Genomic DNA, 14,036 nt, shown 5'->3' on the forward strand with positions numbered 1-14,036 from the left:
AGTTACATTCACTTTTTTACTTAACCAAATGATTGCCTCAAACCACCGGATGATCTTTCCACGGACTCTCGGCTTTGATAAACCTCCAATCGAAATAGTCTTTCACCGCCTTGGTGCCGCTTTTTGTGAGCTCCGCAATTTTGTGCGCAGGCAGGCTGAAGTCGGAGGTGCGCACATCGAGGGTATCGATGAACACTGTTCTGTTCCAGTCCTCGCCCTGGAGGTGGGCTTTGTTGGCGGCTTCCATCATAAAGTCGAGCAGGGCCACGGCGTAGGTTTTCAGGTTTTTGACATCGGCAGGTGGTGTAGCCCAGTCACGCTTTGCATAAGTAATCACATCTTTGCTGTCGAGCCGGAAGCCAAGCGTTTCCATGTTAAGAATGCTTCCGTCTTTACCCTCCAGGGAGTTACCAGGGTTGGCAACGTACTCAGGCTTGTCAAACAAGTTAACAGGGTAGTTGTAGCTCACGCCGCCATCTACCATCACATTGTTGCCGTTTTTGAAGGCCGCAAAAAACACCGGCAGCGACATCGACATGCGGACTACCCTTCTGACAGGGATCGACTTGTGGGCCTCGTTTTCGTGCGAAAATACCTCTGCTTTTTGCTCCGACAGGTTGGTCACGGCCATGTAGAGGTATTTGAAGGAGGTGTTGCCGCCTTTGATGGCATCGTCGAGGTCGCCGAAAGTGAAGTCTTTGGTGCCGGTCTGCTTTTTGACCACCTCGCCAATCCAGTCCATAAAATCGTCGCCTTTGTACCAGCCAAACTTATTGAACATCCGAAGGGCGTTGCCAATCAGTCCATTGCCGTCCTGAAAATCGGCGAAGTTGGTGGTGCTGATCAGCTCGCCTACCTGGGCAGGCGTACAACCCAGGGCAAGCGTGCAGGCATTAATAGCACCAGCGGAGGTACCGGCCACTCGCTCAAGGTGAGCGAGCATGCCGAGCTTTTGCAGCTCATCGAGCGCACCGCCATAAGCGATGCCTTTTACGCCGCCGCCTTCAAATACGAGGTTTCTAAACCCAAATGAGGTTGACTTAATAGTTTTTGCCATGGTTGAAAAAGGTTATGCCTGAAGAAGAGATTCGAGATAGTCTTTGGTTTTTGCGCCATACACGCCGTCAATTTTGAGGGTGCCACTCTGACTTTGAACCATGCGCAGGGCTTCGGCTGTTTTTTCGCCAAAGAAGCCATCGGAAGTGCCTGCATCGAAGCCAGCGATTTTGAGTGCATCCTGTAGCTGCACCACCGCCGCTCCTTTGTTGCCCTTTTTGAGAGGCGGCTTGGGGAGAATGAATTGTTTTTCGGTGGTAAGCCTGCGGTAACCGAGCACCTTGGAGGAATCGAAGCCGGAAATGGACACCATATTAGCCTGATTACCGCCCAGGGTGTAGCAGCGGCTGCCATCGGAGGAAGTGCCCATGTAAATCCCGACATGGCCTTCCCACGATTCGATGGCCTTGCGCCAGTACACAATGATGTCTCCCGGCTCAGGTTGCGTAGTTACAGTGCCGACGGCCAGCCAACTGCGGGCATTGAGTTTGGTGCTCCGCTTGAGGCCCGCCTTCAGGCAGCACCAGCTCAAAAAGATACTGCACCAGGCAGTCTCGTCGTCTTTCACATTTTGGAATCCGGCCTCGCTGGCGTATTGGAGAATGCGTGCATTGTGTGCCTGCCCGGGAATTTCCTTTACGCCAATCTCAGCACAAGCGATCTTTATCAGCTCTTGCATGGTATTGATTTAAAATAGTAACAGAAAATTAATCGTTAGCCAGTGCTCCCGGTATCGGATATCAGGTCAAAAAATTCTCTCGAATCTGGCAAGTCCTTCGCCTTTTTACAGGATGAAGGCTTGCTGCGCTATTCATGGGAAGCACCTCCACAGGTCAGAGAATGAATATACTACAAAAATCAGAATTAGTTAACCAACGTCGTGTGTTTTAGGTGCTTTACTTATGAAAACAAAGGTTTTATGTCAAAAATCAGAATATCTGTTCTATTATTGTACGAAGAAGAGCGATTAGAGGGCCCAGGTTAATCGGTGCAAACCAATCCTCTACAAACTGAATGTTGTGTACTTCAGGGTTTTTATTTAATTTGAAACAGCATAAAGGCTTACCACTCAAAACAAGTTATTTACGAATCACATTTAATCCATGAGTATCAAAACACACATAAGTGCACTAATCCAACTTGCATCAGCTGATGATGATTTGGCTGATAAGGAAAGGGAGTTGATTTTTTTAATTGGTGAATCTGGTGGACTAAGCCACAAGCAGATTGAAGAGCTACTGGAAAATCCTTTGGATCTGAACATACCAGACAGCCTTAGCGACGACGACAGATTCGAATTGCTCTACAATGTTGTGCAGCTAATGAAGATTGACAACGAGGTGTTCCTGAGCGAGATCAAGTTTTGCGAGGAAGTGGCCGAGAAGCTTGGCTTCAGCAGAAAAGTAATCTCTGAGCTTTCTGCCAATATCTATTCCGATCCCGCTATTACTTCAGACAGAGCATTGCTGAGACAGAAGGCGATGAAATACAAGAAATGAACTAAACTAACCTATAACCAATTAAAAGCCCGTCAGTGACTGGGCTTTTTTTATGCAATAAAGCACAAATGACAAAAAGAGGTGCAAAAACTTAGCGGGACTCCTTGTTGTCGATGAGGGCGTTGAAAAAATCCTCGTAGTGGTCAATTGTTTTTTGAATCGAGAACGTTTCGAATGCGGTTTTTTTTCCGTTTTGTATCAAAGTATTGCGTAAGGAGTCGTCGTCAAACGTTCTCATTATTTGCCTGGCAAGGCCACTGATATCACCATTTTCAAAAAGAAGCCCGTTCACTTCATTTTTAATTACGTCCTTAATCCCGTACGCATTGGTAGCCACCACTGGCACTTCCAGCGCCATCGCTTCCACCAGTACCAGACCAAAGCCATCCATTGTTGATGTCAGTACATTTACCTGAAACAATTTATAGACGTTCAGTACTTCTGTTCGGTCAAGTAGGCCAGCATAAATGACCTCATTTTTTATGCCATAGGCATCAATCCACTTATCGAGGCTGCCTGGTTTTATTCCGGCAAACACTACTTTGATGTTGGCCGGAAGCAGCGCAAGCGCCTGTATCAACTGTGGCTGTTCTTTCATCCGGGATACGCAACCAATTACCCTGTCCCCCTTTTTCAAACCAAACCTCGTTCTCAGCTCCTCCACCTTTTCGGAGGACACAACATCATATTGACTGGCCGGTGTGCCATTGTAAATCACCTCGAGGTGACTTGGTGGATATCCGTTTCCGGTAAACACCTTCTTCAGTTCGTCGCCCACCACCACAACTTTATCTGTTCCCTTAACATAAAACCAGTTCTGAATAGATCCACCCATGCTTCGGGGTCTTTGCCGACGGGTATGAACCACTATCACCTTCTTTGCCAGCAGCCATCGGGTAAAAATGGAGATGTACCTATCCTTGCTCGACTGTGCATTGATTATGTGAATGTTGTTTCGCTGCACCAGCTGCTTTAGAAAAAGGACATCTTTGAGACTGAACCTGCCACGAAACTTCATCGGGATTAAATTGACATTTGAATTTTCAAGAAGGGTGTACAAAAGAGATTCTCTTCTGCAACACACATATACCTTGTGTCCCTTCTCTGCCAGACCTAAGGCCAGAAATGAAATGGAGTTGGTGGAGCCTGCCATTTTACCTTCATAGGTAAGTAACAATATGTTCATCGCTGCCAGAGATTAATATGGACTTTTCCTGCCGCTGCGCATTAGCACAATAACGGAAGCTTTTGCCAGTAAGGTACTGGATGAGAGGCATTGGAGTATAACCGAACGGCATTGTTGACAATCAATTAACAAATGCTTGATTTTGAATCAATAACCGATTAGTTAACTTGTCGTGAATATGGATACCATTGCGTGGAAACCGCTAACCTACCAAAATTTTGAAGCCCTGAGAGTTGCCCGAAAAACGTTGCATCAGGCTGTTCAGCAGGTGTCTGTGGTGGGGCGAATATACCTTCCCAAGGCAAAGGACGACAAACATGCCAATCTTGTGTGGGTGCCGCAATTTCAACGGCTGGCCGGTAATTGGGTGGAGGGTTCAACCAAGTTTCGGGTCTCACTTGATCTGGCGAACCTCACCATTCATATGGTCGACGACGAGGTAAGGACGATAGGGGAATGTGACCTCAAAGGGAAAACCCAGGCGCAGTCGATGGTTTGGCTCGAAGAGCAGTTGGAAGGACTGGGTCTGGACACGGGCCAATTTGCCATCAATCTTCCTTATGAAATTCCAGACTACCCCACAGCACATGGAAAGCCATTTGAGCAAAAGGATGCTGAGGCTTTTGAAGAGATTGCGAAGTATTTTCATAATGCTGACCATATTTTGAGGCCGCTGAAAAGGGAGTTCCCACAGTCAACCGACGTACGGTGCTGGCCACATCATTTCGACATAGCGGCACTTATTATTCTGAATGACACAGGCGACCCGGAAACGACCAGCAGTATTGGTATAGGCATGTCTCCTGGCGATCAATTCTATGATCAGCCGTACTTCTACCTTTCTCCCTGGCCATACCCTTCCAGAGACAAGCTCACACCTATGAGTCATGGTAAATGGCACGAGAAAGACTGGCTGGGCGCTGTTTTAACTGCAGAGTCTCTTTTTGACATTGAAGATCAGGCGCAGCAGCAAAAGAGGGTATATGCATTTTATAAAGAAGGGCTCGATCAGTTGGTAACGCAGCTAAAGCCTAATTTGTAGAGCGGTGAATATTAAAGTGTTCTTCCAGTTTGATATAAAAGTCATCTTCGTTGAGGAGGTAATGCTCAGTTCTTTTCCCCCGACTGTTCACGATCAACATTTTTTCCGTCAGCGTTTTGCGGCCCTCTGGAGTGGCCTGCGTGATCATTTTTCCATTTCTAAAATGACTTTCAGGGTCAGTTTGTTGATAAAGGCAGCGGGGGATAAACTCTATAAGTGTTCTTCTTTTTGGTGAGAAGAGGTATTTTTCCTCAAAGGATTGACCGTCATCCGACTCATCAAGCCACCAGCCCTCGTCGTCTTTCTTCCTTATTCGGTAAAACTGGTTGAGGCTCATTTGCATATTCTCTTCCAGCACCTTGAGGGGGTAAACGGGCCCTTTGCCATAACCGACGTCGCAAAGAAACACCTCGCCTTCCAACTGCACCAAAATGCACATGTGCTCGAATTCGGGAGAGAGTTTTCCGTCAGGCTTTGGCATTCTGGCAGAGGCCATGTAGCAGGTAAACCCCAGCTGGGTAAGCAAACTGTAAAAAAGACCGTTGAGCTCGTAGCAGAAACCGCCTCGCTTTTGCTCAATTATCTTTTTATACAACCTTTCAGTGTCAAGCAGAATTTCCTTGCCCCAGTGGATATCAAGGTTCTCGAATGGAATATGTAGTAAATGCTGATAATGAAGGTGCTTGAGGAAACGGGCACCTGGAGCCTCCCTGGCTGAAACGTCTATCCGGTGCAAGTACTTATCAATATCCATTTGAAGAAGCTGTTGTTTCAAAAGAGAAACCTTGTGAGGGAGTCCGGCTGCGGTAGGTTTTTTCCACCGCAGCCGGACTGAAACCTATTTCGGGCTTTCCATGTAGTCAAGCGTCAGAGCGCAGAGAGACTTTATACCCAACAGCATTCCTTCATCATCCACATAGAAGTCCGGCGTGTGATGAGAAGCTACTTTTGAGGCGTCTTGCCCCTTTGGCATGCCCCCCAGAAAAATGAAAAAGCCAGGCACTTTTTCCTGAAAGAAAGAAAAGTCTTCAGCGCCAGTGCTGGCCGCCGACAAAATCACATTTTCACTACCAGCGACTTCCTGAAGACTTGGAAGCATTTTGGCTGTCAGTGCCGGGTCGTTGTAAGTAATGGGGTATCCTTTGTCGATTGTTACTTCGGCAGTAGCACCCATGCCTTCGGCTGTATGCGTGGCGATGGAGCGTAATCTCTCATGAATCTGGTCTCTCATGTCATTGTCCAGCGCCCGGATAGTTCCAACGAGCGTCACCTCTTCAGGAATGATATTGCTTCGCACGCCACCGTGTATACTGCCAAAAGTGACAACGGCAGCTTCCCTTGTCAGCATCATGTTTCGGCTCACGATGGTTTGGGCATTGTTAATGATTTGAGCAGCGGTTACTATTGGGTCGATGCTGCTCCAGGGAGCAGAACCATGTGCCTGGCGCCCCTTCACTTTGATAGTGAAACTGTTTACGCTGGCCAAAGCCCCTCCTGGCTTATAACGAATGCTTCCTACTTCAGTGGCGGAGTTGATGTGCAACCCAAAGATGGCATCCACTTTTGGATTTTCCAGCACCCCTTCCTTTACCATCAGTTCGGCGCCACCCTCTTCACCTTCCGGCGCACCTTCCTCAGCTGGCTGAAAGATGAACTTAACGGTGCCTTTTAATTCGCTCTTCATTTGGCTCAGCACTTCGGCCACGCCCATCAGAATCGCCACGTGGGTGTCGTGTCCGCAGGCGTGCATCACCGGAACTGACTGGCCGTTGTACTCCCCCATTACCTTTGATTTCCAGGGAAGGTCGTTTCTTTCAGGGACAGGAAGGGCGTCCATGTCGGCCCTGAGAGCGACTACCGAACCGGGCTTTCCTCCTACCAGTGTTCCCACAACCCCGGTAATAGCCACACCGGTTTTTACCTCCATACCGAGGCTTTTTAAATGTGCTGCAATTTTTTCGGCAGTTTTAAACTCTCTGTTCGAGAGTTCCGGGTGCTCATGTATGTCGTGTCTCCAGTCGATGACTTTAGGCTCTACCTTTTCCGCCAATTGATAAGCCTTCGCTTTCAGCTTCGAACCGGCAGGCGCTGGCGAAATCCAGGACTGACAGGTAAGCATTAACAGGGCCATAAGGCCGGTGTATACAGTTTTTTTCATATGTGGGTTGGTTTTCTTTTGGAAGGTAGATAAAAACGGAATCGTTTATGTACAGGAGTTTTTTAGCGGAAGCATTATTTGATAGGTAATATAGGCCCGTCTTTTAAGCAAATAGTTGAGAGTCTGATGGAATAAATTCAAAAACCCTTAAATTTCAAAAAACCCACCCACATGAAAACCATCAAGAGGCTACTAAAAGGCATCCTGGTCTTAATTATTTTACTGGTCATCTCCTTATATTTTTATCTGCAACACATTAAGCCAAAATACAAGGGTAAATTGACCCTAAGCCCGCTTGAAAACAAAGTGGAGGTGTGGTTTGACAGCTATGGCATTCCGCACATTTATGCGGAGAACAAAAATGATCTCTACATGGCCATGGGCTACCTTCATGCACAGGAGAGGCTGTTTCAAATGGAGTTGGTGCGGAGGATTGCGCCTGGGAGGTTGTCGGAAATACTTGGAAAGGATCTTTTGCCGACCGATGAGTTTTTTCGCACGTTGGGGATACACCTGTCGTCGCAGGAGGCGGCGCAAAAACTGCGAGCTCAAACCAATAACCCCACGCTGAAAGAAGCAGCGGCTTACCTGAGTGGCATCAATGAATTTTTGGAAAAGGGCCCAACGCCGTTGGAGTATGAGCTGCTCGGTATTGAAAAAACGCCTTTTACCCTGGAGGATATTTATAACGCCGTGGGCTATATGTCGTTTAGCTTTGCGGCGGCACACAAAACCGACCCACTGGTGAGCTTCATCAATGCTGAACTCGGTGCCAGCTACCTGAAAGACCTGGGGCTAGAAGCAGACACCACCAGGCAAATGATCCCGAGCTATTTTGGAGACCCCATTGGCTTGAATGAAAAGTCTTCTGCAAAGTTGCTGGAAATGCTTAGCCTCTTACCTGTTTCTCCATTTATTGGCAGCAATGGTTGGGTTTTGGGGCCATCAAAGACAAAGTCGGGCAAGGTGCTTTTTGCCAATGATCCTCACATTGCTTTTTCTCAGCCTTCTGTTTGGTACGAAGCCTATCTGGAAACCCCTGATTTTCAACTTTATGGGTATCACCTGGCCGGCTACCCGTTTGCAATTTTGGGACACAATCGTCAGGTGGCGGTCGGCTTGACAATGCTCGAAAATGACGATGTCGACTTTTTCAGAGAAAAGGAAAACGAAGCCGATAGCAATCAGTACCTATACGAAGGAGAATGGAAAAGCTTCGACTACCGGGACGAAATAATCAAGGTAAAAGACGAGGAAGACATAGTTTTTCAAGTCAAAACATCACTTCACGGCCCCGTTGTCAACAGAGTTTTGGGAGAGATAGTTGGGCCTGATCCGGTAGCCATGTGGTGGACATACAACAAGCTTCCCAATCAGGTGCTGGACGCCACCCGCAAGCTAAATAATGCGCAGTCGCCTGAAGATGTTACCGACGCTCTCTCGCTTATACATGCCCCAGGCCTCAATGTGATGTACGGTGACGCCAAAGGGAATGTGGCCTGGTGGGCCACAGCCCGGCTGATGAAAAGGCCAGAACACGTCAACTCGTTTACCATTCTTAATGGAGCCTCCGGAGAGGATGATTTACTTGGTTACTACGATTTTGCCGAGAACCCCCATTCAGTGAACCCGCCAGCAGGCTATGTATTTTCTGCCAACAACCAGCCTGACAGTGTAAATGGTTACTATTACCCGGGCTATTATTTGCCGGAGGACAGGGCCAGAAGGATAAAGCAACTGATCGATAGCAAAAATGATTGGGATAAGGAGGACGTAAAAAAGATGCTGATGGATGAGACTTCACCAGCTGTGGCTCAAAATATTGGTGTGCTGCTATCGGCAATGGAGAACGCATCTTTATTAGGAAATGATCAAAAAGCACTCGAGCTGCTTCAAGCCTGGGATGGCAAGTTTGATGGGCAAAGTGCTGCGCCAATTATTTATACCAGATGGCTGTACACCATTTTAGAAAAAGCAATGAAGGACGAGCTGGGTCAGGACAAGTTTGACCTCTTCATGTCAACTGACCTCAGGAAGCGAACCTTTCCTCTTCTCATTGCCAACGATAGCTCTTCCTGGTGGTACAATGCCGACAAGAAAGCTGTTGAACCCCGGCAGGAAGTGATTTACGGAGCGCTTACAAGTGCAGTGGTCTCACTGGAAGACGATCTGGGGAAGAACGTCGACAAATGGAGATGGTGGAATATCCACACGCTAACACATAACCATGCCCTGGGTGTGGTGCCACTGCTGGGAAAGGTTTTAAACGTAGGCGATTTCCATGTTTCTTCGGGTGAGGAGGTGATCAACAACTGGGGTTATCCTGTCACAACCGAAAACAAGTACAGGGTCTCGTTTGGGCCCAGTACACGGCGGGTTGTCGATTTTTCAGACATAGAAAATTCGGAGAGCATTTTACCTACCGGACAAAGCGGCGTTTTTCACAGCAGGCACTACGACGACCAGGCCCAAATGTATGTAGAAGGGAAATTCAGGAAGATGGCCATTAACAAAAAAGAGCTCACCACTAGTGGCAAGCTCCTTATGCTACTTCCCGACAAAGAATAGCTGCCGGTAACCGTTCGGTTTACTTCATTTGAGAGTAAACCTTTGCCTGAGATTGTGGAGTCTCTTTAACATTGATCGCTAAAGACACGATTAGTACTCCTAAAAGAATAGCCACAAGGGCCGAAACATTTTTTCTGGAACCAAACATTTTAATAACTCCCTTCGTCTTCTTATTTCCTGTTGACTGTTGCCAACCATTGTTGTTTAGCGTTGCGCCGAAATTCATAAACACCTCACTCTTAATATTACAATTACCATAACGAAACAGCACATCGTTTTGTTTCAGCGCAAAATTACTAATACAAACAGAATAATTATAAATAATGTAAGAAATACTCAAAACAATTCATTGCAATCGTTTGCTTCAACTTATGTGAAGCATAGCTGAGACAAAATAATTTATCCACCTCTTTTTCAGAAGGTTGCATAAGACTGGTTAAAGCATGATAATCCTCCGATTTAACGATTTACACCATAAATGATCCAACCAAAGCACCCAGCTCTTGTTGGAATGTAAGGTTTGGCCTACAAGGGTCGGTTTAAGGACAACCACCTCCGTAGAGAGCCGGTCTATTCGTACCTCAAACTATCAACGGGGTTTTTCCTTGCCGCAGCAAAAACCCTTAGAAAAGAAGTAGAACCCGCAATACTGAGAATGATAAGAAATGGCACAAGAAAGCTGACCAACCCAATTGGTTTGTAGAACTTAAAAATGGACTCGATCAGCATGTCAGTAAGATAGTAGCCGCCTACTGCACCCAAGGAGCTGGCGACCACCACCATCAAAAGAAAGCTTTTGCTAATGAGCCAAAGAATCTGCGGAATTTCGGCTCCCATTACCTTTCTTATACCTATTTCTTTCACCCGCTTGATCACATTAAGTGATATGAGGGTAAATAGACCAATCACTGACAGCAACACGCTGACGACGCCAAGAAAAACGAAGATGATGACAATATTTGCATTGACTTCATGGGCTTCTTTGAGAGTATCCTCCTGGTAAAAGCCGTTGAAAGGCTTGTCCGGAAACAGGTCCAGCCAGTTTTGTTCCATGGCCTTGTAACTCTCAACAATTTTGTCTCCTGCTACCCGGGCGATGAGAAAGTTGACATTATCTTCTCTGGAAAGCCTGAAGGCATAGGGCTCAATAGGGGAAAAGAAGTTGTCGGAATAGAAATTTTTGATCACGCCAACCACAGTTAAGTGGAGCGTATCGCTGATGGATACTCTTTGGCCGACAGCCTCCTTCCAACCAAACGCCTCCACAAACTTTTCGTTAACAATGATGGAACCAAGCCTGTCGCTTTCGGCAAGGTCTTTTCCAAAGGGCCTCCCTTCTGCCATTTTCAAATCCATGGTTTCGAAGTACTCGGGCCCAAAGTCCATCATCATTACTTCCCTTTCCACATCACCCGATTTGATAGTTCTGCCGTAGTTCCAAAAACCAATATGACTGGCAGAGGCTGCCAGACTAACGATGTCGGGGTTCTTTTCCATCGCCGATCTTAGCGTGGTGTATTCCTGCAGCGAACTCACCCTGGCACCTATTACGCTTTCTTTTTCAAACCCCATATCGGCATTCTCCTGAAAAATGGCATTTTGGTAAAACGCCATGCTTGCCACCAGGGCCATAATAGTGAAACCGAATTGCATCATCAAAAGCCCCCTCGAAAGAGAACTCGTCGTACCCACTTTGAGATTCCCTCTCAAAATTTTCACTGGCTCGTAGCGGCTTACATAAATGGATGGATAGGCGCCAGCGATTATTGCTGTGATTACCATGAGGCCAACTAGAAACAGGTAAATCTCGGTATTTTGCGAGAGGTCGAGTATCAGCGTCATGCCCTCCCACATAGCGCTGTAGGCGGGAACGAGAAAAGAAGCGAGGCCCAGAGCAACTACAATAGCCAATAAGCAGAGAGCAAGGTTTTCAGCCATAAACTGGATGATTAGTTGTTGCCTGTTGCCGCCAATTACTTTTCTGATGCCGATCTCCTTAAGCCGCTTGCTGGAAGTAGCTATGGAGGTGTTGGTAAAATTGAAGCATGCGATGAGAAGTATGAGTGCCGACATTACGATCGGAGCAATGATGGCTGCCGGATGCATCGCCTGCGGAAACCAGTAGGAATAGATATCTCGCCCAGAGAAAGGCATGTCCGGCATGTGCTCCAAGTAAAACGATCCTATCAGCCAATCAGGCCGGGCTTGGTTTTGTTCCGGCACATATTTGGAAAGAAGCGTCGAAACCTGATCAGGAGCAAAACCATTTTTTGAGAAGAGAAATGTGCCCCCGACAAAGCTGCTCCAGCTATTATTGGCTATTTTGTTGAGATCCAGGAAGTTTTCAAAAACGGTGATGGCGTCAAACTGAAAGGTTGAGTTCTCAGGCATGCTTTCGAGCACTCCGCCGACGATGAACTCTCTGGTTTTTTCATCGGCAGTTACCAGGGTAATGATTTGACCAGTGGCGCTTTCGTCGCCGAAATAAGCTGTCGCCATTTCTTCAGAAAGAAGAAGCTGCGATTTATTATAAAAATTATCAAAAGAGCCCTCCTTCATTTTGAAAGAGAAAACGTCAAAGAAGTTAGGGTCTGCAAAAGTGATATGCCTGTTGAAAACCTTCCGATCTACCTTCAAAATGTAAGAGTCACCAGTAACCCTCACCACTTCATCCACCTGGGGGATGTCCTGCGCTATTCGTGGGCCCAATGCAACAGGTGTGATTCCATAGGGAACTGGCTGCCCTTGTACATCTTTGTTGATTTGCACCTTGTAGATGTTTTCCCTGTTAACATGCTGCTTATCAAAATCATAAGCAAACCGGGTATTCAGATAGGCGATAATGCAGCAGGCCATGGAGATTCCGAGCCCTAACACGTTAATGAAAACGTAAAGCTTGTTGCGACGCAGGTTTCGAACGGTAAGTTTGAGGTAATTCTTAAACATGATGAGTCTTTGATGGAAATAAATTAATGACGCCAAAATATGCCCGGGGTTGCATTGGCGCCTTGTATTTATTTTTTTGACCATAGACCAAAGGGCTACTTTTTGGTGCGGCTTTTCCTGCTTATTTTATCCAATCAATTAAACCCATCACTATGAAGAGGATTCTACCAGTCTTTTTTCTTTTGTCCTTAGCCGTAACCGGCTTTGCTCAAAAAGACAAGGATAATATCATGCGCAGCATTGATCAGAAAGAGGATTTATATAGCAAAACTGCTCTGGACATCTGGTCGTACGCTGAAGTTGGCTATCAGGAGTACAAGAGCTCAGAGGCATTGCAAAAAGTGTTGGCCGACGCAGGCTTCAAGATCGAAAGCGGCGTTGCCGGCATTCCAACTGCTTTCACGGCTAGTTTCGGAAATGGCAAACCCGTGATAGCCATACTTGGCGAATTTGACGCCCTGCCAGGGCTTAGCCAGGCGGCTGTACCGGAGAAGTCTCCAATAGAGGGGGGAATAGCTGGTCATGCTTGCGGGCATCATTTGTTTGGGGTGGCATCTGCCGCTGCCGCTATTTCTCTTAAGGATTGGCTGGCTTCCTCCAAAACTTCGGGAACCATCAGATTTTATGGCACGCCAGCCGAGGAAGGCGGCTCCGGAAAGGTGTACATGGTGAGAGAAGGCTTATTCAACGATGTAGACGCAGTCATTAACTGGCACCCAGCAAGTGCGAACAGCGCCAGCCCTGGCACATCATTGGCCAACAAAACCGGCAAGTTCAGGTTCTATGGAATTGCCTCTCATGCAGCGGCGGCTCCCGAAAGAGGACGGTCGGCATTGGACGCCGTGGAAGCTATGGACATGATGGTGAACATGATGAGAGAGCACATTAAGGAGGACGCAAGGATACATTACGTGATTACCAATGGTGGCACAGCACCGAACGTTGTTCCTGACTTTGCGGAGGCCTACTACTATGTGCGCCATAAAGACAACGACGAGGTGAAGGACATGTGGAACCGCCTGGAAAACGCCGCTAAAGGGGCTGCTCTTGGCACAGATACGAGGGTCGAAATAGAAGTAACCGGAGGTGTATACAGTTTGCTGCCCAACGAAACCCTGGCCAAAATAATGCAGACTAACCTGGAAAAAGTAGGAGGCTACACTTACTCTGCTGAGGAAAAGGCTTTTGCTGAAAAACTATCTACTACGCTTGGCAAAAGTGCCATGTCGCTGGATTACACGCAAAAAATTATGCCGTACGAGATGAGGGCCGGAAGTGCTTCTACCGATGTAGGCGATGTTAGCTGGAACGTGCCCACCGTAGGCCTGGTTACGGCTACCTGGGTACCAGGCACAGCAGCCCATAGCTGGCAGGCGGTTGCCAGTGGCGGCACGTCAATTGGCGTTAAGGGAATGATGGTGGCCGCAAAGGCGATGGCCATTACAGGCTACGATTTGTTCAAATCCCCTAAAGTACTTGAGCAGGCAAAGGCTGAGTTTAACACGAAAAGAGGCAACGACTTTGTTTACGAACCTTTGTTGGGTAACAGGCCGCCGGCACTAGACTACAGAAAATAACTTT

General features: G+C 47.2%; 10 protein-coding genes. 4 read left to right on the top strand and 6 right to left on the bottom strand.

Features of this window, described 5'->3' with window-relative positions:
* Positions 1-37: 37 nt before the first annotated feature.
* The gene (locus RIF36_RS27025) at positions 38-1,057 is read right to left on the bottom strand and encodes a patatin-like phospholipase family protein (RefSeq protein ID WP_350120772.1); all 1,020 of its coding nucleotides are present in this window, start codon (positions 1,055-1,057) and stop codon (positions 38-40) included.
* A gap of 12 nt (positions 1,058-1,069) precedes the next feature.
* Positions 1,070-1,735: a C40 family peptidase gene (locus RIF36_RS27030; RefSeq protein ID WP_350120769.1), complete on the bottom strand. Its 666-nt coding sequence runs from the start codon at positions 1,733-1,735 to the stop codon at positions 1,070-1,072.
* Between the two features lie 424 nt (positions 1,736-2,159).
* Between RIF36_RS27030 and RIF36_RS27035 the strand changes: the two genes are divergently transcribed.
* Positions 2,160-2,555, top strand: a complete 396-nt coding sequence (locus RIF36_RS27035; protein WP_339784650.1) for a tellurite resistance TerB family protein — start codon at positions 2,160-2,162, stop codon at positions 2,553-2,555.
* 91 nt (positions 2,556-2,646) lie between these two features.
* Here RIF36_RS27035 and RIF36_RS27040 read toward each other — a convergent pair whose 3' ends face one another.
* Positions 2,647-3,741, bottom strand: coding sequence for a glycosyltransferase family 4 protein (locus tag RIF36_RS27040; protein WP_350120767.1), 1,095 nt, complete (start codon positions 3,739-3,741; stop codon positions 2,647-2,649).
* Positions 3,742-3,919: 178 nt separating this feature from the next.
* Here RIF36_RS27040 and RIF36_RS27045 point away from each other — a divergent pair, with 178 nt between their 5' ends.
* The gene (locus RIF36_RS27045) at positions 3,920-4,783 is read left to right on the top strand and encodes a hypothetical protein (protein WP_350072809.1); all 864 of its coding nucleotides are present in this window, start codon (positions 3,920-3,922) and stop codon (positions 4,781-4,783) included.
* Here the strand turns inward: RIF36_RS27045 and RIF36_RS27050 are convergent.
* On the bottom strand, positions 4,773-5,537 hold the full coding sequence (locus RIF36_RS27050; protein ID WP_350149711.1) for an arylamine N-acetyltransferase family protein: 765 nt from the start codon (positions 5,535-5,537) through the stop codon (positions 4,773-4,775). The genes RIF36_RS27045 and RIF36_RS27050 overlap by 11 nt on opposite strands.
* An 84-nt stretch (positions 5,538-5,621) precedes the next feature.
* On the bottom strand, positions 5,622-6,914 hold the full coding sequence (locus RIF36_RS27055; RefSeq protein WP_502880868.1) for an amidohydrolase: 1,293 nt from the start codon (positions 6,912-6,914) through the stop codon (positions 5,622-5,624).
* A 198-nt stretch (positions 6,915-7,112) separates the two neighbouring features.
* On the opposite strand from RIF36_RS27055, the gene RIF36_RS27060 reads away from it, so the two are divergent.
* A complete protein-coding gene (locus RIF36_RS27060; protein ID WP_350122114.1) occupies positions 7,113-9,509 on the top strand; it encodes a penicillin acylase family protein in 2,397 nt (798 codons plus the stop codon).
* A gap of 570 nt (positions 9,510-10,079) precedes the next feature.
* Here RIF36_RS27060 and RIF36_RS27065 read toward each other — a convergent pair.
* Positions 10,080-12,455 carry an ABC transporter permease gene (locus RIF36_RS27065; protein ID WP_350122112.1) on the bottom strand — a complete coding sequence of 792 codons (2,376 nt, stop codon included), beginning with the start codon at positions 12,453-12,455 and terminating at the stop codon, positions 10,080-10,082.
* A 152-nt stretch (positions 12,456-12,607) separates the two neighbouring features.
* Between RIF36_RS27065 and RIF36_RS27070 the strand changes: the two genes are divergently transcribed.
* Positions 12,608-14,032: an amidohydrolase gene (locus RIF36_RS27070; RefSeq protein ID WP_350122110.1), complete on the top strand. Its 1,425-nt coding sequence runs from the start codon at positions 12,608-12,610 to the stop codon at positions 14,030-14,032.
* Positions 14,033-14,036 lie beyond the last annotated feature (4 nt).

This window comes from Imperialibacter sp. (assembly GCF_040222815.1).
Lineage (GTDB): Bacteria > Bacteroidota > Bacteroidia > Cytophagales > Cyclobacteriaceae > Imperialibacter.